General features: G+C 60.2%; 23 protein-coding genes. 13 read left to right on the forward strand and 10 right to left on the reverse strand.

The features are described from left to right. Window positions 1–22 precede the first annotated feature (22 nt). Entirely contained in the window at window positions 23–1,105 is a 1,083-nt protein-coding gene (locus QQJ98_RS09205; RefSeq protein WP_284325042.1) for an AMP-binding protein, read from the forward strand. Next, window positions 1,102–2,202, forward strand: coding sequence for a thiolase family protein (locus QQJ98_RS09210; protein ID WP_284325043.1), 1,101 nt, complete (start codon window positions 1,102–1,104; stop codon window positions 2,200–2,202). Before QQJ98_RS09205 ends, QQJ98_RS09210 begins: the two co-directional genes overlap by 4 nt. A gap of 98 nt (window positions 2,203–2,300) precedes the next feature. On the opposite strand, the gene QQJ98_RS09215 is transcribed toward QQJ98_RS09210, so the two are convergent. From QQJ98_RS09215 to QQJ98_RS09230, 4 genes are all read right to left on the reverse strand, one after another. Beyond that, window positions 2,301–2,843, reverse strand: coding sequence for a biotin transporter BioY (locus QQJ98_RS09215; protein WP_284325044.1), 543 nt, complete (start codon window positions 2,841–2,843; stop codon window positions 2,301–2,303). Window positions 2,844–2,923: 80 nt separating this feature from the next. Beyond that, a complete protein-coding gene (locus tag QQJ98_RS09220; RefSeq protein ID WP_284325045.1) occupies window positions 2,924–3,517 on the reverse strand; it encodes an energy-coupling factor transporter transmembrane component T family protein in 594 nt (197 codons plus the stop codon). After that, the gene (locus tag QQJ98_RS09225; RefSeq protein ID WP_284325046.1) at window positions 3,492–4,217 is read right to left on the reverse strand and encodes an energy-coupling factor ABC transporter ATP-binding protein; all 726 of its coding nucleotides are present in this window, start codon (window positions 4,215–4,217) and stop codon (window positions 3,492–3,494) included. Before QQJ98_RS09225 ends, QQJ98_RS09220 begins: the two co-directional genes overlap by 26 nt. 262 nt (window positions 4,218–4,479) lie before the next feature. Next, window positions 4,480–5,769, reverse strand: coding sequence for a 4-aminobutyrate--2-oxoglutarate transaminase (locus tag QQJ98_RS09230; protein ID WP_431307805.1), 1,290 nt, complete (start codon window positions 5,767–5,769; stop codon window positions 4,480–4,482). Between the two features lie 277 nt (window positions 5,770–6,046). On the opposite strand from QQJ98_RS09230, the gene dprA reads away from it, so the two are divergent. Beyond that, complete coding sequence (dprA, locus tag QQJ98_RS09235; RefSeq protein ID WP_284325047.1) at window positions 6,047–7,174, forward strand: DNA-processing protein DprA; 1,128 nt, start codon at window positions 6,047–6,049, stop codon at window positions 7,172–7,174. Between the two features lie 208 nt (window positions 7,175–7,382). Next, entirely contained in the window at window positions 7,383–10,160 is a 2,778-nt protein-coding gene (gene topA, locus QQJ98_RS09240) for a type I DNA topoisomerase (protein ID WP_284325048.1), read from the forward strand. A 1-nt stretch (window position 10,161) separates the two neighbouring features. Here the strand turns inward: topA and choV are convergent, their stop codons facing one another. The 3 genes from choV to choX all read right to left on the reverse strand — a co-directional run bounded on the left by choV (window position 10,162) and on the right by choX (window position 13,046). Beyond that, entirely contained in the window at window positions 10,162–11,184 is a 1,023-nt protein-coding gene (choV, locus tag QQJ98_RS09245; RefSeq protein ID WP_284325049.1) for a choline ABC transporter ATP-binding protein, read from the reverse strand. A gap of 3 nt (window positions 11,185–11,187) precedes the next feature. Next, complete coding sequence (gene choW / locus QQJ98_RS09250; RefSeq protein WP_284325050.1) at window positions 11,188–12,018, reverse strand: choline ABC transporter permease subunit; 831 nt, start codon at window positions 12,016–12,018, stop codon at window positions 11,188–11,190. 92 nt (window positions 12,019–12,110) lie between these two features. After that, window positions 12,111–13,046 carry a choline ABC transporter substrate-binding protein gene (gene choX / locus QQJ98_RS09255; RefSeq protein ID WP_284325051.1) on the reverse strand — a complete coding sequence of 312 codons (936 nt, stop codon included), beginning with the start codon at window positions 13,044–13,046 and terminating at the stop codon, window positions 12,111–12,113. An 86-nt stretch (window positions 13,047–13,132) separates the two neighbouring features. Between choX and betI the strand changes: the two genes are divergently transcribed. The 3 genes from betI to betA all read left to right on the forward strand — a co-directional run bounded on the left by betI (window position 13,133) and on the right by betA (window position 16,931). After that, a complete protein-coding gene (gene betI / locus QQJ98_RS09260) occupies window positions 13,133–13,717 on the forward strand; it encodes a choline-binding transcriptional repressor BetI (RefSeq protein WP_284325052.1) in 585 nt (194 codons plus the stop codon). Then, the gene (betB, locus tag QQJ98_RS09265) at window positions 13,714–15,165 is read left to right on the forward strand and encodes a betaine-aldehyde dehydrogenase (RefSeq protein ID WP_284325053.1); all 1,452 of its coding nucleotides are present in this window, start codon (window positions 13,714–13,716) and stop codon (window positions 15,163–15,165) included. Before betI ends, betB begins: the two co-directional genes overlap by 4 nt. A 101-nt stretch (window positions 15,166–15,266) precedes the next feature. Beyond that, complete coding sequence (betA, locus tag QQJ98_RS09270) at window positions 15,267–16,931, forward strand: choline dehydrogenase (RefSeq protein ID WP_284325054.1); 1,665 nt, start codon at window positions 15,267–15,269, stop codon at window positions 16,929–16,931. 263 nt (window positions 16,932–17,194) lie between these two features. Here the strand turns inward: betA and QQJ98_RS09275 are convergent, their stop codons facing one another. The 3 genes from QQJ98_RS09275 to QQJ98_RS09285 form a co-directional block, all read right to left on the reverse strand. Further along, window positions 17,195–18,592, reverse strand: coding sequence for a helix-turn-helix domain-containing protein (locus tag QQJ98_RS09275; RefSeq protein ID WP_284325055.1), 1,398 nt, complete (start codon window positions 18,590–18,592; stop codon window positions 17,195–17,197). A gap of 48 nt (window positions 18,593–18,640) precedes the next feature. Further along, window positions 18,641–19,858, reverse strand: coding sequence for a multidrug effflux MFS transporter (locus QQJ98_RS09280; protein ID WP_284325056.1), 1,218 nt, complete (start codon window positions 19,856–19,858; stop codon window positions 18,641–18,643). 99 nt (window positions 19,859–19,957) lie between these two features. Further along, window positions 19,958–20,311 (reverse strand): DMT family protein, encoded by a 354-nt coding sequence (locus QQJ98_RS09285; protein WP_284325057.1) that lies wholly within the window; start codon window positions 20,309–20,311, stop codon window positions 19,958–19,960. Between the two features lie 251 nt (window positions 20,312–20,562). Between QQJ98_RS09285 and QQJ98_RS09290 the strand changes: the two genes are divergently transcribed. The 6 genes from QQJ98_RS09290 (at window position 20,563) to QQJ98_RS09315 (ending at window position 24,181) form a co-directional block, all read left to right on the forward strand. Continuing rightward, a complete protein-coding gene (locus tag QQJ98_RS09290) occupies window positions 20,563–22,089 on the forward strand; it encodes an acyl-CoA carboxylase subunit beta (RefSeq protein ID WP_284325058.1) in 1,527 nt (508 codons plus the stop codon). Window positions 22,090–22,137: 48 nt separating this feature from the next. After that, complete coding sequence (locus tag QQJ98_RS09295) at window positions 22,138–22,500, forward strand: DUF6497 family protein (RefSeq protein WP_284325059.1); 363 nt, start codon at window positions 22,138–22,140, stop codon at window positions 22,498–22,500. A gap of 202 nt (window positions 22,501–22,702) precedes the next feature. Continuing rightward, on the forward strand, window positions 22,703–22,843 hold the full coding sequence (locus QQJ98_RS09300) for a hypothetical protein (RefSeq protein ID WP_284325060.1): 141 nt from the start codon (window positions 22,703–22,705) through the stop codon (window positions 22,841–22,843). Window positions 22,844–23,017: 174 nt separating this feature from the next. Continuing rightward, window positions 23,018–23,149 carry a hypothetical protein gene (locus QQJ98_RS09305; RefSeq protein ID WP_284325061.1) on the forward strand — a complete coding sequence of 44 codons (132 nt, stop codon included), beginning with the start codon at window positions 23,018–23,020 and terminating at the stop codon, window positions 23,147–23,149. A 60-nt stretch (window positions 23,150–23,209) separates the two neighbouring features. Further along, window positions 23,210–23,611, forward strand: coding sequence for a hypothetical protein (locus tag QQJ98_RS09310; RefSeq protein WP_284325062.1), 402 nt, complete (start codon window positions 23,210–23,212; stop codon window positions 23,609–23,611). 360 nt (window positions 23,612–23,971) lie between these two features. Continuing rightward, on the forward strand, window positions 23,972–24,181 hold the full coding sequence (locus QQJ98_RS09315; protein ID WP_054007663.1) for a hypothetical protein: 210 nt from the start codon (window positions 23,972–23,974) through the stop codon (window positions 24,179–24,181). Window positions 24,182–24,226: the final 45 nt, after the last annotated feature.

A 24,226-nucleotide genomic window follows, 5' to 3' on the forward strand; every position in this document is an offset into this window, starting at 1 on the left:
CGGCGGGGATATTTGGACGAGTATGAAATGGTTTCAGTGGCATCCAAAGGCGCGTGTCGTAGGTGATGATCGGGCTTTGCGCGCGGCCTTGGCAGTGCCGGGGCGTCCGTTTCGGATTGGCGGGGGTGGGCCGCAGCCGCGTGGCGAGGGGATGTTTGAGACGCTGACCTCTGGCTCATCCGGAGCACCACGACGGATTTTGCGCAGCATGGCCTCGTGGACGCACAGCTTTGCGATCAATGCCGGGTTGTTTGGCGTGGGGCCGGGTTGTCGCGTGGCCGTGCTGGGGGATCTGGTTCACTCGCTGGCGCTTTATGGCGCTCTGGAGGCGCTGCATCTGGGCGCAGAGTTGTCTTTGCTGGGTGGGATGCGGCCGGATCGGCAGGTGCGCGCGCTGCGGGGGGCTTCGGTGATTTATGCAACGCCTGCACAGTTGCGCCTGCTGATCGAGGCTGGTTGGCAGGCGTCTGGCTTGATCTTAGTTGGCGGATCAAAGCTGGATGCGGGCTTGCGGGCCGCTATGGCGGGGGCGCGGATCACCGAATTCTACGGTGCCGCCGAGGCAAGTTTCATCACGCTGGCAGGGCCGGATGCGCCTGCGAATTCGGTCGGATCGACCTATCCCGGGGTCGAGATTGAAGTGCGGGCAGGGCTGATTTGGGTGCGCTCGCCCTATCTGTTTCAGGGCTATGCCGGTCAGGATTTGGGGGCGGATGTGGGGGGGGCTATCTGGGATCAGGGCTGGTTGTCGGTGGGCGAAATGGGGAGGCTGGACGGCGGGTATCTCTATCTGTCTGGACGGGCAGGGCGGATGGTGACGGTTGCTGATCAAAATGTGTTTCCTGAGCAAATTGAAGAGTTTATCGGCGGGCTGCCGGGGGTAACCCGCGTTGCGATACTGCCGCGCCGGGATGCTTTGCGCGGTGCGGTCATGGTTGCGGTGATCCGCGGTGATACCAGTGCCGAGGCCGCAATACTGGCGGCGTGCCGGGCGCGCTTGGGGCCATTGATTGCCCCGCGCGCAGTCATCTGGGTGTTGGATTGGCCGGTGTTGGCCTCTGGTAAAACCGATCTTGTCGCGCTTGCGCATCAGGTCGGGCTATGAGCGTTATTGTGGCTGCCAAACGCACAGCCGTTGTGCCGCGCGGCGGCGCTTTTGCACGGTTGGAGATTGAATATCTGGCCGCTCCCGTTGTGCAGGCTCTGCTGGAGGCGGCAGGGATTGCAGGGCAGCAGGTTGATGAATTGATCTGCGCCAATGCCTTGGGGGCTGGGGGCAATCCGGCGCGGCGCGTTGCGCTGGCCGCAGGTTTGCCCGAACGGGTGGCCGGATTGTCGGTCGATCGGCAATGCGCGGGGGGCTTGGATGCGATCCTGCTGGCGCGGGCTTTGGTGGACAGCGGTGCAGCCGAAGCGGTCATCGCGGGCGGGGTGGAAAGCTATTCGCGCAGGCCCTTGCGGCTGCGCACCGACCCGGATGGCGGCGCGGCGGTCGCCTATGATCAGGCGCGGTTCACGCCTTGGGCGGACCGCGATCCGGCGATGGCGGATGCAGCATCGGCTTTGGCCGTGCGCTTAGGTATTTCAAGAGCGGCGCAGGATGCGTGGGCGGTGCAAAGTCATGCGAAAGCAAGGGTTTGCCCGGGTGAGATCGTCCTTTTGGCTGGGCAGGACCGTGACGTTTTCGCCCGCGATCTAAGCCTTGCAGTGGCCGCGCGGGCGCAGGTGATCGCAGGCTCGATCACGACGGCGAACACAGCTGTTGCGGCGGATGCAGCGGCATTTGTCCTGGTGGTTTCCGACAAGGTTGCAGTGCATTTTCCGACCGGACGCGGGTTGCGGATTTTGGGCGGGATCACGCTTGGTGCAGATCCAGTTGAGCCGGGTCTGGCCCCCGTTGCCGCGATTGCGGCGGTGCTCGCCCGCGCGGGGCTTGCGGCGACCCAGATCGCCATGGCCGAGATTATGGAGGCCTATGCCGTGCAGGCAATAGCCTGTGTCAGCGGGGCGGGCCTGAATACGGCGCGGGTCAATCTGGGCGGCGGCGCATTGGCGCGCGGGCATCCGATTGGGGCCTCTGGCGCGATATTGGCGGTGCGGTTGTTCTACGAGCTAAAGGCGGGGTTTGGGCTTGCGGCCATTGCGGCGGCGGGGGGGATTGGCTCTGCAATATTGGTGCAGCGATCAGTCGTGGGCCAGTGACTGCCGGGGCGTGCATCCGCGATATAATACCAATAAAGTCAATAGCCTGACGCGAAGAAGCCGCCCCGCAGACTTGGGGGCGGCTTTGGTCCGAAAATTTAGCCGCGTGACAGCAACGCGTCGGGGCGCATTTGGCCAATCGCTTGGGTGACAAGGCCTGCAAGCACGGCCTTGATGGTGTCGCCGATCATATAGGGGGCGGCAAGCAAGGTGGCCTCGGGCAGGGTTTTGCCCAGCATGAAGGCCATGCCCACAATCCCGATCAGGTTCAGAACCACGAGCCCGCCCACAAAGGCTGCGACGATGGCCACAGGCAGGATCGGCGCGCGCCAGCTTTGCACGATCAGGCCGGTGACAAAGGCGGCGATTGGGAAGCCAATGATATAGCCCACGGTTGGTGAGGCCAGCACACCCAAGCCGCCGCGTCCGCCTGACAGCAATGGCAAACCTGCCAAGGTCAATGCCAAGAACAACAGCACGGCCAACGCGCCGCGCTTAGCGCCAAGCACGGTGCCGCACAGCATTATGCCCAAGGATTGCGCGGTGATCGGCACGCCCGAGGCCAAGTCAATCTTGGGCACAAGGCCCAACACTGCGATCAAGGCAGCGAATAGTGCGATATAGGTTAGGTTTTTTTCCAAAGTGCTCTCCCTGTTTGACGCAGACCTATCTCGACTTTCTGCGCTGCGGCAAGAGTTTTTTGCGTTCGAGCCTGCGCGTCTCAGGCGCTGCCGCCACGCGCCCTTATCGCCTCGGCCACCCGGTCAGCATCATCCAAAGCCGCCAGCGTAGTGGGCAGCAGGATGCGCCAGCCGGGGCGTTTGGGCGACCGCGCACGCCAGGCTTCGGCAATCTCGGCAGCGCGGGCCAGCAGCGTTGGGGTGAAACGCACGGTCAGTGCCATCGCCAGCGCCAGCGCCTTGGGCGGCAGAATCGGCGCAAGCGGGCGGGCGAGACGCTCTATCACTGCGATCATGTCGGAAAGCCGCGTGGTCATGGTTACAAAGTTCGCAGCCGCCACCGCAGTAATCATGCGTATCAGGATCGGCAGGCCAAACGGGTCTTTGGTGATCAGGTGCCAGAGTGCGACGATTACCACAAACGGCAACAGTGGCCGCAGCATGCGGACCGAGCTTGTCGCAAAGCTGCGCCCGGCTGCGGCTATGCCCACAATCAGGGGCAGCGCTGCGCACAGCAGCGCCAGCGGTGATTTCAGCGCGAACAGCAGCACGGTAAAGCCGCAAAGCAGCACCAGCTTCAGCCCTGCAGGCAGGCGGTGGGCATAGGTTTCAATTGGTGAGGTCAGTGTCAGCATCTTGCTCTCCTAACCGTGCCATTTCGGCTTTGAAGGCATGCAGGACAACATCAGGCGGGCCATCCGCACGGATCTGACCCTGCTCCAACCACAACACGCGGTCGCAGTTAGCGACGGCGGAAGGGTCATGGCTGATGGTGATCAGCCGTTGTGGCAGTGCCGCCAAGCGGCGGGCAAGCCGGATCTGGGTTGGCAAATCAAGCCCGGCAAAGGGTTCATCCAGCAAGATGGTTTGCGGCTGCATCAGCAGGATCGACAGCAGGCATAGATAATGGCGCTGGCCTTGCGACAGCGTGTGCGTCAGCGCCTTCGCCCAATGCCCCCGCGACTCGCGTATCAGCAAAGCCGTGACGGCTGCATCTGCCGCGGCTTGGCTTTGGCCTTGCTGGCGCAGACCAAAGGCCAGCTCCTCGGCCACGGTGGGAAACAGGATCTGGTGGTCGGGGTTTTGAAACAGGATGCCAAGGCGCGGCAAAATCGCTTTGCGGTCTGTGGGCGCAATGCCGTCAATCGTGGCCGATCCCGTGGTGGCCGGGATCAGCCCTGCCATCAGCCGCAGCAATGTGGTCTTGCCCGAGCCGTTGCGGCCAATGATGCCGATACGCCGTTCGGTCAGATGCAGGGTCAGATTGGACAAAATGCGCGTGCCGCCAAGCGTGACCGAGGCATTTTCCAAACTGATCCCGTTTCGCGTGGCCATAAATTCCCCCATGCATCGCCTGATAGCGCGACGGCGTGTAGGGGGGAAGGCCGCTTGCAAAAGCTTTCTCCGGCTTTTGGCGTTGCTCTTTTTAAAATACTCCCGCCGGAGGCATCCGACTGCTGCGGCAGGCACTAAACCTTTGCCATTTGAGCGCTCTGGCTTCGGAAGATTGCCGCCAACACCGAGGGCAGAGGCCACAAATGGCAACGGGCCAGAACGCATCAGCGCCCCGGCCCGTTCCAAGCGTTCAATCTGATGCTCAGCCTTGGCGTGCGGCTGCCACTGCGGCTTCCAGAATATCCATCGCTTCGGCGAAATGCGCGTCTGGAATGGTGATTGGTGCAAGGAAGCGCACCACATTGCCATAAACACCGCAAGTCAGCAGGATCAGCCCGCGCTTTTGCGCCTCAACGCGGACGCGGGTGGTGAAGCCTGCATCGGGTTCGTGGTTGGCCGGATTGGCGAATTCGACCGCAACCATAAAGCCCGGGCCACGAATGTCGGTGATCTCGGGGGTAACCGAACGGATGGCTTCCAGCCGTTGTTTCAGGCGGCCACCGAGTTCGTTGGCGCGGGCGCAAAGCTGCTCTTCCTCGATCACATCAAGAACCGCATTGGCGGCGGCAATGCCGATCGGGTTGCCGCCATAGGTGCCACCCAAACCGCCCGGATGCGCTGCATCCATCAGGCTGGCCTTACCGGTCAGCGCGGCCAGCGGAAGACCGCCTGCCAGACCTTTGGCCATGGTGGTGATGTCGGCGCTTACGCCCGATTGTTCCATGGCGAACATGGTGCCGGTGCGGGCAAAGCCGGTTTGCACCTCATCCGCGATCATGACGATGCCGTGGTCGTCGCACAGCTTGCGCACGGCGCGCAGCAGATCCTTTGGCGCAGGATAGAAGCCGCCTTCGCCCTGCACGGGTTCCAGAATGATCGCGGCGACGCGGGTGGGGTCAAGATCGGCCTTAAACAATTTGGTGATGCCGGCCATCGCGTCTTCGGTGGTGATGTCGTGGATTTCTTGCGGGAACGGCACATGGTAGACATCGGGCATCATCGCGCCGAAGCCTTTCTTGTAGGGATCCACCTTGCCGGTCAGCGACATGCCCAAAAGCGTGCGGCCGTGGAAGGCACCGCCAAAAGCGATGATGGCGTTGCGCCCCGTGGCGATGCGCGCGACTTTCACCGCATTTTCAACAGCTTCGGCGCCGGTGGTCACGAAGACGGTTTTCTTCGGGAAATCGCCGGGGACGAGGGCGTTCAGACGCTCGGCCAAGCGCACATAGTTCTCATAAGGCAGAACCTGATGGCAGGTATGAGTGAATTTCGACAACTGTGCGGTAACAGCCGCCATGACTTTCGGGTGGCAATGGCCGGTGTTCACCACGGCAATGCCTGCGGCGAAGTCGATATAGCGGTTGCCTTCGATATCCCAAACTTCGGAATTCAGCGCGCGATCAACGTAGATCTCGGTCTGCACCCCCACCCCGCGAGAGATGCTATCCGTGCGGCGGCGTGCGATTTCGGCATTTTTCAGGGTGGTGGTCATGGCGTTTTCCTTAGCTCAGGGGCCGCGTAAGCGGGCGACGTTCTTGCCGTGCATATGATCAAAATTCGACAGATCCGGCAATCCACCCAGAACTGGTTTCGATAAGGCCAGATTTGGGGGTGGGTCAGTCCAGTCTGGCTTGGGGTCTGGCGCAGAGTTAAGGGCGATTCATCTGTTGTTAACCTCGGCCGGCGCAGACTGCGAATCGTCAATGAGGCTAGCGCAAATGGCAACGGGTCTGAACACATCCCAAACCCCAACTTCCCGTTCCCGCAGCATGGCTGCCCCGGACGCGGACCCGCTGCTTTGGCTTCGCCTTATTCGCTCGCGTCGCGTCGGGGCGGTGACATTTCACCGCTTGGTGGCCGATCACGGCGGGATCGAGGCCGCTTTGGCAGAATTGCCCGGCATTGCCCGTGCCGCCGGGGTGCAAGATTACAGCCTCTGCCCGATTGAGGTGGTAAAAGCCGAGGCTGCGCAAGCGCGGCTGGCATCTGCGCGGCTGCTGTTGTGGGGGCGAAAGGGCTATCCGCAAGCGCTGATGGATCTGCCCGATGCGCCGCCCGTGCTGTGGGCGCAGGGTGACATCGATTTGTTGGCGCGCCCGATGGTGGCGCTGGTCGGCGCACGTAACGCGTCGTCTCTGGGGTTGCGGATGACGCGCCGCTTGGTCGAAGGGTTGGCACTGGCTGGGCAGGTGGTGGTTTCGGGCCTTGCGCGCGGTATTGATGCTGAAGCGCATCAGGCGGCATTGGACAGCGGCACGGTGGCGGTGCAGGCGGGTGGGGTGGATGTGATCTATCCCATCGAAAACAAGGAATTGGCGATGGCAATTGCGGCACGCGGGTGTCGGGTTTCGGAACAACCGATGGGGCTGGTGCCCCAAGCGCGGCATTTTCCGCAAAGAAACCGCATCGTCTCGGGGCTTTCACGCGCCGTAGTGGTGGTTGAGGCCGCAGCCCGATCTGGCAGCCTGATCACCGCGAAAAACGCGCTTGATCAGGGGCGCGAGGTTCTTGCGGTGCCGGGGCATCCCTTTGATGCAAGGGCTGCGGGCTGCAATATACTGCTGCGCGACGGCGCTGTGTTGGTCCGATCGGCGCAGGATATCCTTGAGGCGATCGGGGTGCACGGGCATTTTGCCGTGCAAGAACAGTTGCCGATTGAGCCTGTTGCAGTGCCAGATCCGCTGCCCGGCCCTGTTCCGCAACGTCGCCCGCTGTCCGAAAGCGCCGCCTTGCACAGCCAGATCCTCGCCCGCCTTGGCCCCAGCCCTTTGGCCGAAGATCAACTGATCCGCGATCTGGCCTTGCCACCCGGTACCTTGTCCCCGGCCTTGATCTCGTTAGAGCTTGAAGGTCGAATTTTGCGCCAATCCGGTGGCCTGCTCAGCCGGGTGGATTGAAAGCGCCCAGAGCTTCACAATGGCTTAAATATCTGCACCGGAGGCATCTGCGATGTGCCAAAGGAGCCTCCGGCGGGGATATTTAGACCAATGTGAAACCACGAACTTCCAAGTAGGCAACGGGTATTGCCATAGGCGCGGTTGACAACGGCGCCTAATGCCCCACATGGTGCCTCGCCGCTCATATGCCTGTTTTCAAGGGAATTTCATGCCCGTTGTCGTTGTAGAATCGCCCGCTAAGGCCAAGACAATCAACAAATATCTTGGCTCGGACTATGTGGTTTTGGCCTCTTACGGCCATGTACGCGATCTGCCGCCAAAGGATGGTTCTGTCGATACCGAGAACGGATTCGACATGCTGTGGGAGGTGGCAGCGGATAGCAAAAAGCACATTCGCGCCATCACCGAAGCCCTGAAAACCGACGACACGCTGATCCTTGCAACCGACCCTGATCGTGAGGGCGAGGCGATCTCTTGGCATCTGCAAGAAGCTTTGGCCAGTACGCTGAAGAAGGGCAAGAAGGTGTCTCGCGTGACCTTCAACGCGATCACCAAAGAGGCGGTGACCGAGGCGATGAAGCATCCGCGTCAGGTCGATCAACCCTTGGTGGATGCTTATCTGGCGCGCCGGGCGTTGGATTATCTGGTCGGCTTTACGCTGTCGCCAGTGCTGTGGCGCAAGCTGCCGGGTTCGCGTTCGGCCGGGCGGGTGCAGTCGGTTTGCCTGCGTCTGATCGTTGAGCGTGAGATGGAGGTTGAAGCGTTTCGCGCGCGTGAATTCTGGTCGGTTTCCGCCGTTCTGAACACCCCACGCGGGCAGGAGTTTGAAGCGCGGCTGACGGTTCTTGGTGGCCGCAAGTTGGACAAGTTCGATATTCCGACCGCCGAGGCCGCCGAATTGGCCGTGCAAGCTGTCACTTCACGAACATTGAGCGTGTCGTCTGTCGAAGCGAAGCCTGCCAGCCGCAACCCCTATCCGCCGTTCATGACCTCGACTTTGCAACAAGAGGCCAGCCGCAAGTATGGCATGGGGGCCAAGGCCTGTATGTCGGCGGCTCAGCGGTTGTATGAGGCGGGCCACATCACCTATATGCGGACCGACGGCATCGATATGGCACCCGAAGCGGTGGCGCAGGCGCGGTCAGAAATTGGGAAACGCTTTGGTCCGGCCTATGTGCCGGACGCGCCGCGCATCTATAAGAACAAGGCCAAGAACGCGCAGGAAGCGCATGAATGTATCCGTCCCACCGATATGGCCGTGGCCCCGGCGGACCTGCGTTTGTCGGAACGCGATCAGCAAAACCTCTATGAGCTGATCTGGAAGCGCACGATTGCCAGCCAGATGGCAGGCGCGCGGATGGAGCGAACCGTGGTGGAAATCGGCAGCGCCGATGGTCAGGTTGGCCTGCGCGCCAATGGTCAAGTGGTTTTGTTTGATGGCTTTTTGAAGGTTTACGAGGAAGGCCGCGACGAAGAAGGCGAAGATGAAGGCCGGTTGCCACAGATCATGCAGGGCGAGGCTGCCGCGCCGAAGAAGGGTGGTTTTGAGGCCGCGTTCAAGAAGCAGTCTGACGCTGCTGGCAAGGATGATTTCGACTTGATCGAGGCGAAGGCCGCGCAGCCTCAATCCGCATTGCGCCGCTTGCCTTCTGCGGTAATCAGCCCGGATGGCGCGATTCTGGCCAGCCAAAGCCATACCCAACCGCCGCCGCGCTATACCGAGGCGACTTTGGTGAAGCGGATGGAGGAGTTGGGGATCGGGCGACCCTCGACCTATGCGTCGGTTTTGACGACGATTGTGGACCGCGAATATGTTCGCAAAGACAAGAACCGGCTGTTCCCCGAGGATAAGGGGCGGCTGGTCACAGCGTTTCTGACCAACTTTTTCCGCCGCTATGTCGAGTATGATTTCACCGCCGATCTTGAGTCCCAACTGGACGACGTCTCGGCAGGCGAGCGGGACTACAAGGAAGTGCTGGCGCGGTTCTGGCGCGATTTCTCTGCGGCGATTGCCGAGACAGCAGATCTGCGCATTGGGGAAGTTCTTGATAAGATTGATGACTTCCTTAGCCCGCATCTGTATCCCCTGCGCGAAGATGGGTCTGATCCACGGGTTTGCACAAGTTGCGGCACGGGCCGATTGCATCTGAAGACCTCGCGTTCCGGCGGCGCATTTATCGGCTGCGGCAACTATCCTGAATGTCGCTACACCCGCCCGATTTCGGGTGAAGAGGGTGGCTCGGTTGATGGCCGGGTTTTGGGCGCTGATGCCGAAGGCGTGGAAATCAGCCTGCGCGCCGGGCGGTTTGGCCCCTATGTGCAGAAAGGTGAGGCGTCGGAGGAGGCTCCAAAACCGCCGCGTGCAAGCCTGCCGAAGGGCTGGGAATCGGGCGCCTTGACGTTGGAGCGGGCGATTGAGTTGCTGTCGCTGCCGCGCCAGATCGGGCCGCACCCGGAAGATGGCGTGATGGTCGAATCGGCGATTGGGCGATTTGGGCCTTATGTGAAGCACGGCACGGTCTACGCAAATATCCCGGATGTTGAGGAAGTCTTTACCATCGGGATGAACCGCGCCGTGGAAGTGCTGGCTTTGAAGGCCGCCGGTCGTCGGGGCGCTGCTGTGGCAGAGCCGTTGCGTGCCTTGGGCGAGCATCCTGATGGTGGGCCTGTGCAGGTCATGCCTGGCAAATATGGCCCCTATGTCAAATGGGCCAAAGTCAACGCGACCTTGCCAAAGGAACTTTCGCCCGAAGCTGTGACGCTGGAAGAAGCACTTGTTTTGATTGCAGAAAAGGCCGGAAAATCCGGCAAGAAAGCGCCCGCCAAGCCTGCGGCTGCAAAGAAGGCAGCTGCCAAGAAGCCAGCAGCTAAGACAGCGGCAGCGAAGGCTCCGGCGAAGGTGGCTGCTAAAGCGCCTGCGAAGAAGCCTGCTGCAAAGAAAACGGCGGCCAAAGCCGCCGCTTCCGAGGATGCTTCCGACAGTTGATCTAGGCGCGTGGGTTGATGAGTTTTGCCATCAACCCCGCCGCACGGATCACACCGATATGGGTGCCGTTTTCAGTGACGTTCAATTCAGGCTCGTCATTGCACAGCCGGGTCATCACGGATTTGACCGGCATTTCGCAATCAATCGACGCCCCATCACATGACCCCGCCTGCATCACATCCCGCGCAGTCAGCACGCCCAGCGGGTTCATATGAGCCACGAAATCAGCCACATAATCGCTGACCGGGTTGGCGATGATCTCGCGCGCTGTGCCGATTTGCACGATGCGGCCGCCTTCCATCAAGGCAATACGGTTGCCGAGTTTGAACGCCTCATCCAGATCGTGGCTGACGAAGATGATTGTGCGTTTCAGCTTGGCTTGCAAATCGAGCAACTCATCCTGCAAACGGGCGCGGATCAGCGGGTCAAGCGCCGAGAACGGCTCGTCCATCAACAGGATCGGGGCTTCGGTGGCAAAGGCGCGGGCAAGGCCGACGCGCTGTTGCATACCGCCGGAAAGCTCTCCAACTTTGCGGTCGGCCCATTGGCTTAGGTTCACCAATGCAAGTTGCTGATCGACCTTTGCACGGCGGGCCTCGGGAGATTGTCCGGCAAGTTCAAGACCTAAGCCCACGTTGTCGCGCACGCTTCGCCACGGCAGCAGGCCAAATTGCTGGAACACCATCGCTACTTTTGACAGCCGCAAACCGCGCAGGGATTCGCCCTTGGCCTTGGTCACAGAGACCATTTGCGCGCCGTCCCACACCCTGACCTCGCCGCGCACAACGGGGTTCAGCGCGTTGACGCCGCGCAGAAGTGTGGACTTTCCAGACCCGGAAAGCCCCATCAAAACAAGGATTTCACCCTCGGCCACCGACAGCGAGCAGTCATGCACACCCAGGATTTGTCCGGTTTGCGCCTGAATGTCACTGCGCGACATGCCTTGATCCATCAGGGGCAGGGCACGGTCGGGATGGTCCCCGAACACGATAGAGACGCGGTCAAATTCTACTGCATTTACCATGGCTTACACCTTGCGTTGGAAGGTGGCGCGCAACGCAATGGCGACCACGACGATGACAAAACCGCTTTCAAAGCCCTTGGCTGCGTTCACGCTTGCCAAGGCGCGCATGACGGGCACGCCCAGACCATTCGCACCAACCATCGAAGCGATCACCACCATCGACAGCGACAGCATGATGGTTTGGTTCAGACCCACCATGATTTGCGGCAGCGCCCACGGCAATTCGACCTTCACAAGCCGCTGACGCGGGGTCGCGCCGAAGGCAGTCGCGGCTTCCAGCAAAGCAGTGGGGGTGGACGAGACGCCAAGCTGTGTCAGCCGGATCGGCGCGGGCAGCACGAAGATCACCGTGGCGATCAGCCCCGGCACCATGCCGATGCCAAAGAAAATGATCGCGGGGATGAGGTAAACGAAGGTCGGCAGGGTTTGCATCAGATCCATGATCGGCGACAGCGCTTGGTTCAATTTGGCGTTATGGGCGCAGGCTATGCCAATGGGCACCCCGATGGCCATGCAAACGGCGCAGGACGACAGGATCAGCGTCAAACTTTCAGTCGTTTCTTTCCAGTAGCCTTGGTTGACGACGAACAGAAATCCAAGCGCAACGCCGACACAGATTTTCCAATTGCGTTGCAACACCCACGCAAGCGCCACAAAAATCGTGATGATCACCAGTGGGTTAGGTGCTTGAAGCAGCCACAGAAAGCCGTTGATCAACCCCTCAAGCCCATCCGCGATCACGTTGAACAGCGCGCTGAGATTTGTCTTCATCCACACGAAAACAGTGTTCGCCCATGCGCCAATCGGAATTTTATACGCCGTCAACCAGTCCATTCAATATCCCCGCAGGTGGTGAAAAGGCCCTTTGCGGGCGCTTATTATGATTAGCAAAAGGCCCCGGACAGATGCCGGGGCCTTGGGTTTGGTTACTGCAAAGCCGCGGTGACAGCCGCCGCCGCATCGCCACCGTCTTTGGTGGTCACACCGTCCAGCCACGGGCCGATCACATCGGGATGCGCTGCCAGCCAGGTTTTTGCGGCTTCGCGCGGGTCGGTGCCGTCGTTCAGGATCGAGCCCATAATCTCGTTTTCCATCGCGAGGCTGAACGAGAGGTTCGACAGCAATTTGCCGGTGTTCGGGCACTCGGCGACATAGCCTGCGCGGGTGTTGGTGGCGACGGTGGCACCACCGAGGTTCGGCCCAAAGAAATCATCGCCGCCGGTCAGATAGGTCATCTTGAAGTTGGCGTTCATCGGATGCGGTTCCCAGCCAAGGAAAACCACCGCTTTGCCTTCGTTGTCGGCGCGGGCCACCTGTGCCAACATGCCTTGCTCGGAGGATTCGACCAGTTCAACCCCGCCCGCTTTCAGGCCGAACGCATCTTTGTCCAGCATATCAAGAATCAACTTGTTGCCGTCATTGCCAGCTTCAATCCCGTAGATTTTGCCATCAAGATCAGCAGCATGCGCGGCGATGTCCTTAAAATCCTTGATGCCAAGCTCGGCCCCTTTGGCGTTGGTCGCAAGGGTGTATTTCGCACCTTCGAGGTTGGTGCGCACGGTGTCCACGGTTTTGGCATCGCGGTAGGGGGCGATGTTGCTTTCCATCGTCGGCATCCAGTTGCCAAGGAACACGTCGACGTCGCCCGAGGCGAGGCCTTCATAAGTCACCGGCACCGACAGCACTTTGGTTTCGGTTTCATATCCCAAGGCCTCCAGCACCAGCGAGGTGGCTGCGGTGGTGGCGGTGATGTCAGTCCAGCCGACGTCCGAGAAGGTAACTTTGTCGCAGCCGGCTGCAAAAGCCGATCCGGCGAAAGCGAAGCTGATAGCCGAGGCGAGCAGCATTGATTTGAGGGTCATGTTGGCTTCCCTGTTTTTGTTGATTGACGAGTCAATAAACTTCAAGCTAGCTGCCTTTGGCAAGCATTATTATCAAGGGCCGCATCATGCCGAAGCTTGGAATGGAGCCTATCCGAAAGGCGGCGCTCGTCAAAGCCACGATTGTTGAGATCGGGCGGGTGGGCTCGTTGGACGTGACCGTTAGTCAGATCGCCAAGCGTGCGGGCATGTCCTCGGCGCTGGCCCATCACTATTTTGGCAGCAAGGAAGAGATGTTTCTGGCGGCGATGCGGCACATTCTGACGTTGTACGGTGCCGAAGTTCGCGGGGCTTTGGCGCTGGCCGAAGGGCCGGAAAGTCGGCTGCGGGCGGTGCTGGCGGCATCTTTCAGTGCCGCGAATTTCCGGCGCGAGGCGGTGGGAGCTTGGCTGAATTTCTGGGTTTTGGCGCAAACCGTGCCGGAAGCAAAGCGGCTGCTCAAAGTGTATCAGGGGCGGTTGCGCTCGAACCTTTTGGCGGGTTTGCGGCCCTTGGCGGGGGATCGGGCAGAACCGATCGCCGCCGGATTGGGTGCGTTGATTGATGGGCTTTACTTGCGCGAAGTGTTGAAATCGGGGCCGCCGGACCGCGAGATGGCGGTAGCTACGGCGTTGAATTATCTGAATTCTAAGTTGGAAGGGGCGCGCCCATGATGGCACAGCCAAAGGCCAGTCATTTCGTTGACGGTCAGTATGTTGAAGACAAAGCCGGTCCGGTGATTGAGGTGATTTACCCTGCCACGGGCGCTGTGATTGCGGTGCTGCATGAAGCAACAGCGGCGGTGATCGAGCAGGCTTTGGCCAGTGCTGCGCGCGCGCAGGGGCTTTGGGCTGCGACCCGTCCGGTCGAGCGTGCCCGGATCTTGCGCCGCGCCGCCGATCTGATCCGCGAGCGCAACCCGGAATTGGCGCGGCTGGAAACCTTGGATACCGGTAAGCCAATTCAGGAAACCTTGGTCGCCGATTGGCCGTCGGGTGCCGATGCTTTGGAATATTTCGGGGGCCTTGCGCCAACGGTTGGCGGCGAAACCATCCCGCTTGGCCGCGATTTTGCTTACACGATCCGCGAGGCTTTGGGGGTTTGTGTCGGCATTGGCGCGTGGAATTACCCCAGCCAGATCGCCTGCTGGAAATCGGCGCCTGCCTTGGCTTTGGGCAATGCGATGATTTTCAAGCCGTCCGAAGTAACGCCCTTGGGCGCGCTGAAACTTGCAGAAATTTTTATCGAGGCGGGGCTGCCTGCGGGTCTGTTCAATGTGGTGCAAGGCCGCGGCATGGTCGGGTCGGCTTTGGTGTCGGACGCCCGTGTGGCGAAAGTTTCGCTAACCGGATCGGTGCCGACCGGGCAGAAGGTTTACGCGCTGGCGGCGGCAGGCGTGCGGCATGTGACGATGGAGCTAGGCGGCAAATCCCCAATTCTGGTGTTCGATGATGCAAGTATCGAGGATGCAGTGGGGGCTGCAATGCTGGGGAATTTCTATTCCGCGGGGCAAGTGTGCAGCAATGGCACGCGGGTGTTTGTGCAAAAGGGCATCAAGGCCAAGTTCCTGAAACGGCTTGCAGAACGCACGGCGGCGATCAAATTGGGGGATCCGCTGGACGAGACGACGCAGATGGGGCCGCTGGTTTCGGGTGCGCAGCTTGCAAAGGTACTCGGGTATATCGAGACCGCCAAAGCTGAGGGGGCGACCTTGGTGTGTGGTGGTGGCCAAGCGGGGGCCGAGGGGGCGTTTGTGCAGCCGACGGTTTTCGCCGATGTCACCGATGGCATGACGATTGCGCAGGAAGAGGTGTTCGGCCCAGTGATGGCGGTGCTGGATTTCGACACTGAAGAAGAAGCGGTGGCACGCGCCAATGCCACCGAGTTTGGCCTTGCCGCAGGCGTTTTTACCGCCGACATAACCCGCGCCCATCGGGTGATTTCTAATTTACAAGCAGGTACTTGCTGGATCAACGCCTATAATCTCACCCCAGTTGAGATGCCGTTCGGCGGATCAAAGCTATCGGGTGTTGGACGTGAAAACGGCCATGCGGCGGTGGAGCACTACAGCCAAATCAAAAGCGTTTACGTTGGCATGGGGCCGGTGGACGCGCCCTACTAACGCGCCCTGACACGCGGCCCGTCCGACCGCCCCGGCGTGTCGGGCCGCAGCGTTGGGACGTTTAAGATAAAAGTCGCCCCAAGCATGGGCAGGAGATGGATATGACGGCGGAATATGTGATCATTGGCTCAGGCTCGGCGGGATCGGCGATTGCATATCGGCTGGCCGAGGCGGGCAAAAGCGTGGTGGTGATTGAGCAAGGCGGCAGTGATTTTGGCCCGTTCATCCAGATGCCGGCGGCTTTGTCTTATCCGATGAACATGTCCGTTTACGACTGGGGCTTTCAGTCGGAACCCGAGCCTTACTTGGATGGTCGTCGCCTGGCGACGCCGCGCGGCAAGGTGATCGGCGGCTCGTCTTCGATCAACGGCATGGTCTATGTGCGCGGCCATGCCCGCGATTACGACACTTGGGAGGAAATGGGTGCGCAAGGCTGGTCCTACGCCGATGTGTTGCCATATTTTCAGCGCATGGAAACTTGGCACGGTGAGGCGGATGGTGCGCCCTCGGGCGATCCGGCCTATCGCGGCAAGGATGGCCCGCTGCATATCAGCCGTGGTCCGCGTAAAAACCCGTTGTTCAACGCTTTTATCAAGGCGGGCCAGCAGGCGGGTTATCCAGTGACAAGCGACTACAACGGTCAGGCGCAAGAAGGCTTCGGCGCGATGGAGGCGACGATTTTCAAAGGTGTGCGCTGGTCGGCGGCCAATGCTTACCTGCGTCCGGCGTTGAAAACCGGGCTTGTGAAGCTGGTGCGCGGCTTTGCGCGCCGTGTGGTGATCGAGGATGGCCAAGCGGTGGGCGTGGAGATTGAGCGTGGCGGTGTGGTTGAGGTTATCCGCGCCAGCGCCGAGGTGATTGTGGCGGCTTCGTCGATCAACAGCCCGAAAATCCTGATGCTTTCCGGGATCGGCGATGCAGCAGCCTTGCGCGAGCATGGCATCGAGGTGGTGGCGGATCGGCCCGGCGTGGGGGCGAATTTGCAGGATCACCTTGAGATCTACATGCAGTTTCAGGCCAAGAAGCCGATCACTTTGTATAAATATTGGAACCTGTGGGGCAAGGCGCTGATCGGGGCGCAATGGTTGTTCACCGGCAAGGGATTGGGTGCGAGCAATCAGTTTGAGGCTTGCGCGTTTATCCGCTCCAAGGCCGGGGTGGATTACCCGGATATTGAGTATCATTTCCTCCCGATTGCCGTCCGCTACGATGGCAAGGCAGCGGCGGGGGGGCATGGGTTTCAGGTGCATGTGGGACCGATGCGCTCGAAGTCGCGGGGGTCTGTCACCTTGCGGTCTGCTGATCCGAAAGATGCGCCGAAAATCCTGTTCAATTACATGTCTGACCCCAGCGATTGGGAGGATTTCCGCGCCTGCGTCCGCTTGACCCGCGAGGTGTTCGCGCAGCCCGCGATGAAAGAGCATGTGAAGGCCGAGATTCAGCCGGGGACCGGGGTGCAATCGGATGCGGAATTGGACGCGTTTTTGAAAGAGCATGTTGAGAGCGCCTATCATCCCTGCGGCACCTGTCGGATGGGGCGGGCCGATGATCCGATGGCGGTGGTGGATGAAGAGTGCCGGGTGATCGGGGTCGCGGGGCTGCGGGTGGCGGACAGCTCGATCTTCCCGCAGGTGACGAATGGGAATTTGAATGGGCCGTCGATCATGACCGGCGAGAAAGCGGCAGATCATATTCTGGGGCGTAGGCTGGCGAAGTCGAATTTGCAGCCGGTGATCAATGAGAACTGGCGGGTGTCGCAACGCTAGTGTCCACGCGTGGACAGGGTTCTGGGTGTATAAAGATCAACAGGTTACGCGAAGTCATTCATATCTTGTTAATCCTTGAAGCCAAGGGCGGTCTTGGCCGCCATCGAGGCGGCACGCGACCGCTGCTGCCGCTGGATGTGCCTGAGGCGGCAGTGCGGTGGTTCGGTTGAACGCTCCGCGGGGAATATTTGAGCCAATGTGAAACGCCAAACCGCGATGATTTCACATTGGGTTGAATATCCCCCGCAGAGCGCTCCGACCCATCAATCCACGATGTCATATGGCAGCAGGCCACGGCGGTCCGGATCTACTTTGAGGCGGCGTTCCAAGGGCGGGACCGAGCGTTGGTGGCAGTTTGGACGTTCGCAGATGCGGCATGAGATGCCGATTGGCTCGAAGCGGCCCTTCAGGTCTAGGCCGTCAGAATACACCAGCTTTGAGGCATGGGTCACTTCGCACCCAAGACCGATGGCGTAGCGGCGGATGGGGGCGAGATAGGCGCCACCGGGCTTGGAGACATCGCGCGACAGGCACAAATAGCGCACGCCATCGGGGGTTTCGGCCAGTTGGCGCAGGAATTGACCGGGGGTTTCAAATGCGCGGTGGACGTTCCACAGCGGGCAAGCGCCGCCAAAGCGGGCGAATTGCAGCCGGGTGGCCGAGTGGCGTTTGGTGATGGTGCCGGCTTGATCGACACGGACGAAAAAGAATGGCACGCCTTTTGCGCCGGGGCGTTGCAGGGTTGAGAGACGGTGCGCCACCTGTTCGATGCTGGCACCGAACAGATCGGCGAGGCGTTCGAGGTCGTGGCGGGTGTCTTGGGCGGCTTGCAGGAAAGCGCGATAGGGCATTAAGGCGGCCCCGGCGAAATAGTTGGCCATGCCGATTTTGGCGATGTCGCGGGCCTCGGGCGTTTGGAAGCGGGCGAGATCCAAGGTGGCTTCCAGCAGGTCATTCTGGGTTTGCAGCGCGACTTGGTAAAGCAGTTGGAAGCGTTGTGTGGGGGCTGCGGCACGGGCCGAGATCGCGAGCTTGCGATGGGTCGCGTCGAAGTGGCGCAGTGGGGCAATGTTCGAAAAATCTATACTGATACCGCGGCGTTCTAACGCATTTATGCCGATCATAAGTGCGTCTTTTCCAGTGGTTGCAGAATGTATGAAATGTTCGGCGGCACGATCGACAGCATCGACGTAATTGTCGCAATAGTGAAAGAAATCCCGGACCTCTTCCCACGGGCTTGCGCGCAGGGCGGTGTCGTCGCGCCCCAAAGCCTCGTCCAGAGAGGCGAGGCGTTCGTGGCTTTGCCGGTAGGCGCGATGCAGATCCAGAAAGGCGCGCGCCAAGGCTGGCGCGTTCGAGGCGGCAAGGCGCAGATCGGCCAAGGGCGGTATGGTTTTGACGAAAACCGGATCGGCGAGGGCCTCGCGCATGTCGGATACCAGCCGCTCGCCTTCGCCTGCGTTCAGTTCGGTGACATCAAGACCAAACTCTTGCGCCAGCGCTAACACCACGGTGGCAGAGACCGGGCGGTGGTTATTCTCCATCTGGTTCAGATAGGGCAGCGAGACGCCCAGTTTATCGGCAAAGGCGCGTTGCGTCAGTGTCAGACGGCCGCGCAATTCGCGCAGCTTTGCGCCTGCGTAAAGTTTCTGGATGGCCATTGCACCCTCCTTTGCAAAGCGGAAAGTAGACTTTGCAAACTCGGCTGGTCAAGTGGCAATGCCAAGTCGGCGCGCCCGGCGGAGCACGAGCAGAATGCACAAGCTGGACATCACCGACGAGGCCAGCATCAAAAGCACGAGTGGCATCTCGGTTGATCCGGGGGGCAGCATCGCCCCTGCGAGGGCGGCGAGTGCGGCGCCACCGCCCACCATGATCGCGCCGCCAAGGCCGGATGCGGTGCCCGCAAGATCAGGGCGCACCGAGAGGATGCCCGCATTGGCCGAGGGCAAGGCGATGCCGTTGCCAAGGCCCATCGTGATGGTCAGGCTGAAGAAAATCACGGCGCTGGACAGGTTTAGAGCGGATACGATCGCAAGCACAGCCATGCCAACCGTGGTGACGCTGGTGCCTATCAGCACCATTTTGTTCATCCCCAACCGCACCGAATAGCGGCCGGCAAAGAAGTTTCCGGCCATGTAGCCGACGGCTGTGATGGCAAACAGCAGCCCGATTTGCGACGAGGTCAGATGATAGACTTGGTTGCCGACATAGGGCGCACCGCCAAGGAAGGCGTAAAAGCAGCCCGAAGCAAAGGCGGCGGCTCCGCAATAACCCCAGAAGCGTTGCGATTTCAGCAAGGACGGATAGCTGGCCATCTGATCTTTGAACGACATGCGCTGCAGGGTCGCGGTTTCGCCCAGATCGGCCCAGACGAGGGCCAATACGACGATCCCCAAGCCAAGCAGCAGGCCGAAATTCGCCTGCCAGCCGAAATATTCATCCAAAACGCCGCCGATCACCGGGCCGATCATCGGCACCAGTGACATGCCCATGGTGACATAGCCGATCATGGAGGCCGCCTCGGCATCAGAGACCATGTCGCGCACCACGGCGCGCGAGAGCACAATGCCTGCCGCCACCACGGCTTGCGCCATACGGAAGATCAGAAACACCGTCGCGTTGGGTGCGGTGAGGGTGCCGATGGTGGCGATCAGGAACAGGATCAACGCGATCAGAATGGCGTTGCGGCGGCCGTAGCGATCCGAGATTGGCCCGATCACGACTTGCAGCACAGCCGACAGGGCGAGGTAGAGCGCCACCGACAGTTGCATCAGCGCATAGGGGGCGTCGAACCACGCCGCCATGCCCGGGAGCGAGGGCAGAAAGATGTTCATTGCCAAGGCCGAAAGCCCGGCGAGCAGGGTCAGGGTCAGGACTTTCGGCGGGGTCTTGCGGTCAAGGAAGATGGCTTTGCGATGCGGCATTGTAAGGCCTTTTGCGGATGCGCTGGCGGATAGCGCGATGCCTCCGGCGGTGATATTTGGGCACAGAGGAGGGGCCTTGGGCGGCGGCGGGGCTGCTGGTCAGCTCCATTTATGGAAAATGAAGAAGGCGCCGAGGGCGATGAAGGCGAAGCCGAGCGCGTGGTTCCATGTCAGCGGCTCTTTCAGGTAGAACACTGAAAACACGGCAAAAACCGAAAGGGTGATCACCTCTTGAATGGTTTTCAGTTGGGCGCCGTTGTAGATCGACGAGCCGATGCGGTTGGCGGGGACCATCAGGCAGTATTCAAAGAATGCGATGCCCCAAGAGATGAAGATCACCGTAATCAGGGCGGTGGATTTGTGTTTGAGGTGGCCATACCAAGCGAAAGTCATGAAGACGTTCGACAGGGTCAAGAGGCCAATGGTGACGAAGGGGACGGGCAGGGTTGGCATGACAGCTTCCGCGGTTGGGGCGTTGGCGCTGTATGGCATATCGCTGCGGCGCTGGCCATGATTTCAAGCGGCGGTGCATAGTGATTGGTGCGTCGCGGGATTGCGGGTTCCGGTTGGGTCTGAATGGCGCTTGTTTGCAACTTTGCAGTTTGCAATTTTATGATCCGCAATCATTTGCATATTTTCGAGGTTCTGCTTTGCGCCGCTGCGATGCAGCGCTATGCTGGCTGCGATTTTCAAAGGAATTGCCGATGCGTGACATTCTGCAACAGCTGGAAGACCGCCGCCTTGTCGCGCGGCAAGGTGGGGGCCAGCGCCGGATTGACGCGCAGCACGCCAAGGGCAAGCTGACCGCGCGCGAGCGGGTGGAATTGCTGCTGGATGAGGGCTCTTTTGAAGAGTTCGACATGTTCGTGGCCCACCGCTGCACCGATTTCGGGATGGAGGCGGATCGTCCGGCTGGCGACGGCGTGGTCACTGGCTGGGGCACTGTGAACGGGCGAATGGTTTATGTGTTCAGCCAGGATTTCACCGTGTTTGGCGGGTCTTTGTCGGAAACGCATGCGAAAAAGATCTGCAAGATCATGGATATGGCGATGCAGAACGGTGCGCCGGTGATTGGATTGAACGATTCTGGTGGTGCGCGGATTCAGGAAGGTGTGGCCTCACTCGCGGGCTATGCCGAGGTGTTTCAGCGCAATGTGATGGCATCGGGGGTGGTGCCGCAGATCTCTGTGATCATGGGGCCTTGCGCGGGTGGTGCGGTTTACAGCCCGGCGATGACGGACTTTATCTTTATGGTGAAGGACTCCAGCTACATGTTTGTCACCGGCCCCGATGTGGTGAAAACCGTGACGAATGAAGTGGTTACGGCGGAAGAATTGGGCGGGGCTTCGACCCATACCAAGAAATCCTCGGTCGCAGATGGTGCCTTTGAAAACGATGTCGAGGCTTTGGCCGAAGTGCGTCGGTTGGTGGATTTTCTGCCGCTGAACAACCGCCAGAAGGCTCCGGTGCGGCCATTTTTTGATGATCCGGCGCGGTTGGAAGCCAGCCTTGATACGCTGATCCCGGAAAACCCGAACCAGCCCTATGACATGAAAGAGCTGATCGAAAAGCTGGCCGACGAGGGCGATTTCTTTGAAATTCAGGCCGCTTTTGCCGCCAATATCATCACTGGGTTCATTCGGATCGAGGGCCAATCGGTCGGCGTTGTCGCCAATCAGCCGATGGTGCTGGCGGGCTGCCTTGACATTGACAGCAGCCGCAAAGCCGCGCGTTTCGTGCGGTTTTGTGATGCGTTTGAAATTCCGATCCTGACTTTGGTGGATGTGCCGGGGTTCCTTCCCGGGGTGGCGCAGGAACTGGGCGGCGTCATCAAACACGGTGCTAAGCTGTTGTTTGCATACGGAGAAGCCACGGTGCCAAAGGTCACGGTGATCACCCGCAAGGCCTATGGGGGCGCATATGATGTGATGTCGTCCAAACATCTGCGCGGCGATTTCAACTATGCCTGGCCTACGGCGGAAATCGCGGTGATGGGTGCCAAGGGAGCGACTGAAATCATCCATCGCGGCAAATCGCCCGAAGAAATTGCGCGGCTGACCCAGCATTATGAAGACCGCTTTGCCAATCCGTTTGTCGCTGCCGAAAAGGGCTTTATCGACGAGGTGATCATGCCCCATTCGACGCGGCGCCGCATTGCGCGGGCATTTGCATCTTTGCGCGGTAAGAAGCTGGCGAACCCGTGGAAAAAGCACGATAACATTCCGCTGTGACGATAGGAGAGCGGCAATGTTTGTGGGCGGCGGAAGGCTAGGGTGGCGATGACCGATCCAGCGGTGAATGAGGCGGCGCTTGTCGTGCCCTCGGGGCAGGCAGTGCGCTTTGTCGAAGTGGTGATGAACGCGCCGGGGCCGGAAGGTCTGGTGGCGCGGTTCCGCTTTGTCGCTCCGGCGATTGCCAAGGATGGCGGCGGCATCAGCTATGATGTGGCGGCGCTGGATATGGAACATCTGTGCAACAGCTTTGCGTTGCCACGGATCGCATCAACCGGGCCCGTGCCAAGCCAGATCATCATTTCTTTTGCCGACCGCGACGTGCCGTTCGGCGAGGCTTCTCCTGACGCCACGCAGTTTTTTGAGGCGTATCGCATCGAAGGCGACGCCTGTATATGGGAGGCTTTTTGATGAAAGCACAAAATCTAGCGGCCAATGCCATGTCACAACCCTTGGCTGATGTAGCCTTGCCACAGCTTTGGGCATTTGGCGAATTTGCGTGTCAATACGGCGGTTTATCCGCTATTGTTCACGTAGGCCGAACCCAAGCGGCCTTTCCCTCGCAGAAGGGGGCGGCACAAAGCACGCCTCCCGCAAATAAATGGAGTAGAGGATGTCGAGCACTAAATTCACCGTTCTGGCACTGTGCATGGTCGCTTTCGTGGCCGCTTGCGCCAAGAAAGCCGAAGAAGTCGTTTACGTTGACCAACCGGCTGTCACCGAAGAGCCCGTTTACACCGGCAAATACAAGTAAGACTAAGGGGCGGGTGTTCAGGGGCCAAGCGCCTCGGCCCGCCCTTTTTATATCTGCCGCAACGGCTTGCGGGCGGTCGGCAAAAATACTCTCAGTGACGGGCCTGGGCTTTGCACCTCTGGAGGCACGGGCCTATGGTGCGGCGGTCTACAACGCTGCAAACTGGAGTATCCCATGCGTTCCGCAACTATCCTCGCCTTCATCGCGCTTAGCGCTTTCGCTGCTTGCGCTAAAAAAGAACCACCGATGGAGCCCGCTCCGATGGATGTCACCGTCGAGCCCGTTCAAACTGGCAAATACAAATAATCCAGCTGGGCGGGGTTTTGGCCCCGCCTCCGGCGCCCGCTCCGTCATGGGGGGCGTATCATGCTGAAACATCGCGGTTTTCCCGGTCGCCTGACTGGCACTGATTTCCAATTCGTGATCCGCCGCGCCAATATGAAAGTTGGTGCCGCCAAGATCATAAGACGCGAGCGCTTTGCCGATCGCAAAAACGCCGATCGCGCCGCTGACAAGGGCTTTATGGCTGCCCTTTGGGCGCAGTTTGGTGAAGAGGTGTTCGAGCGCGGCAATCTGGATGCGGGCCGCCTGTCATGGCTGTTTGGCCGCGAGGTCGTCGCCGCCGAAGATCCGTTCAATCCAGCCTCGTATGATGCGCTGTTGAAGATCAACCTCAAAGTCGCACAAGTGTCCTTCCCCGAGATTTTCGCAGCCGATGCCGAACCTTATGATTTTGGCGATTGGGACGATGACGAGGATCAGGGCTAGGTATGGGGCAGGTCTGAGCATGATTCCGCGCAAGCCCTTGGCCAACTGGCAGCAATTCGCGCAGGGCTTTGCGCTGCCTGAATTGGGCTTTGCGCGGGCGCGTGGCTTCGGCGATGATCCATCTGTGCGCGGGATGTGGCTTGCACCGCAGCGTTTCGCGCAAGACTGTTACCCTTTCCCTACCCTTTGGCCTGACTCTTCTGGGGTCGGGCCATTTTTTTCCGCACAGTGGAGGGCAGCCAAGGCAGCCTGTTGGCGGCTTGTCGCCTTCTTGTGCAGTTTGCGTTTTTTTCGGTTTGCTTTGTCGCCAGATTCGGTAGAATCTGTTGCTAGAACAACAAACAAAAGAGGCAGTTCAAAATGCGGAAATCCCTTCTTCTTCTCGCGATTCTCACCATGCCATTGGCTGGCTGTCTGCAAGACCCGGCTTCGCGCGGGCTGGCTGGCGCTGCGGCGGGCGCGGCAATTGCCGATGTCACCGACAACAATGCGGTTACTGGCGCGGTCATTGGTGGCCTTGCAGGTGCAGCAACCTGCGGCGTCAACATCGGCCTGCCGCCCTGCTACTGATCTAACCGCCGCAATCGCGGCGTACCATTTTGACGGCCAGTCGGG

This window comes from Cypionkella aquatica (assembly GCF_030161095.1).
Lineage (GTDB): Bacteria > Pseudomonadota > Alphaproteobacteria > Rhodobacterales > Rhodobacteraceae > Cypionkella > Cypionkella aquatica.

Bases quoted from the DNA above. Each gene is read 5' to 3' on its own strand.
- QQJ98_RS09275 (WP_284325055.1), bottom strand. From the start codon at position 18,592: ATGGCCATCCAGAAACTTTACGCAGGCGCAAAGCTGCGCGAATTGCGC.
- QQJ98_RS09305 (WP_284325061.1), top strand. From the start codon at position 23,018: ATGCGTTCCGCAACTATCCTCGCCTTCATCGCGCTTAGCGCTTTCGCT.
- betB (WP_284325053.1), top strand. From the start codon at position 13,714: ATGATGGCACAGCCAAAGGCCAGTCATTTCGTTGACGGTCAGTATGTT.
- QQJ98_RS09310 (WP_284325062.1), top strand. From the start codon at position 23,210: ATGCTGAAACATCGCGGTTTTCCCGGTCGCCTGACTGGCACTGATTTC.
- QQJ98_RS09295 (WP_284325059.1), top strand. From the start codon at position 22,138: ATGACCGATCCAGCGGTGAATGAGGCGGCGCTTGTCGTGCCCTCGGGG.
- dprA (WP_284325047.1), top strand. From the start codon at position 6,047: ATGGCTGCCCCGGACGCGGACCCGCTGCTTTGGCTTCGCCTTATTCGC.
- QQJ98_RS09315 (WP_054007663.1), top strand. From the start codon at position 23,972: ATGCGGAAATCCCTTCTTCTTCTCGCGATTCTCACCATGCCATTGGCT.
- topA (WP_284325048.1), top strand. From the start codon at position 7,383: ATGCCCGTTGTCGTTGTAGAATCGCCCGCTAAGGCCAAGACAATCAAC.
- QQJ98_RS09210 (WP_284325043.1), top strand. From the start codon at position 1,102: ATGAGCGTTATTGTGGCTGCCAAACGCACAGCCGTTGTGCCGCGCGGC.
- QQJ98_RS09285 (WP_284325057.1), bottom strand. From the start codon at position 20,311: ATGCCAACCCTGCCCGTCCCCTTCGTCACCATTGGCCTCTTGACCCTG.
- choW (WP_284325050.1), bottom strand. From the start codon at position 12,018: ATGGACTGGTTGACGGCGTATAAAATTCCGATTGGCGCATGGGCGAAC.
- betI (WP_284325052.1), top strand. From the start codon at position 13,133: ATGCCGAAGCTTGGAATGGAGCCTATCCGAAAGGCGGCGCTCGTCAAA.
- choV (WP_284325049.1), bottom strand. From the start codon at position 11,184: ATGGTAAATGCAGTAGAATTTGACCGCGTCTCTATCGTGTTCGGGGAC.
- QQJ98_RS09205 (WP_284325042.1), top strand. From the start codon at position 23: ATGAAATGGTTTCAGTGGCATCCAAAGGCGCGTGTCGTAGGTGATGAT.
- QQJ98_RS09220 (WP_284325045.1), bottom strand. From the start codon at position 3,517: ATGCTGACACTGACCTCACCAATTGAAACCTATGCCCACCGCCTGCCT.
- QQJ98_RS09225 (WP_284325046.1), bottom strand. From the start codon at position 4,217: ATGGCCACGCGAAACGGGATCAGTTTGGAAAATGCCTCGGTCACGCTT.
- QQJ98_RS09230 (WP_431307805.1), bottom strand. From the start codon at position 5,769: ATGACCACCACCCTGAAAAATGCCGAAATCGCACGCCGCCGCACGGAT.
- QQJ98_RS09280 (WP_284325056.1), bottom strand. From the start codon at position 19,858: ATGCCGCATCGCAAAGCCATCTTCCTTGACCGCAAGACCCCGCCGAAA.
- QQJ98_RS09300 (WP_284325060.1), top strand. From the start codon at position 22,703: ATGTCGAGCACTAAATTCACCGTTCTGGCACTGTGCATGGTCGCTTTC.
- QQJ98_RS09290 (WP_284325058.1), top strand. From the start codon at position 20,563: ATGCGTGACATTCTGCAACAGCTGGAAGACCGCCGCCTTGTCGCGCGG.
- betA (WP_284325054.1), top strand. From the start codon at position 15,267: ATGACGGCGGAATATGTGATCATTGGCTCAGGCTCGGCGGGATCGGCG.
- choX (WP_284325051.1), bottom strand. From the start codon at position 13,046: ATGACCCTCAAATCAATGCTGCTCGCCTCGGCTATCAGCTTCGCTTTC.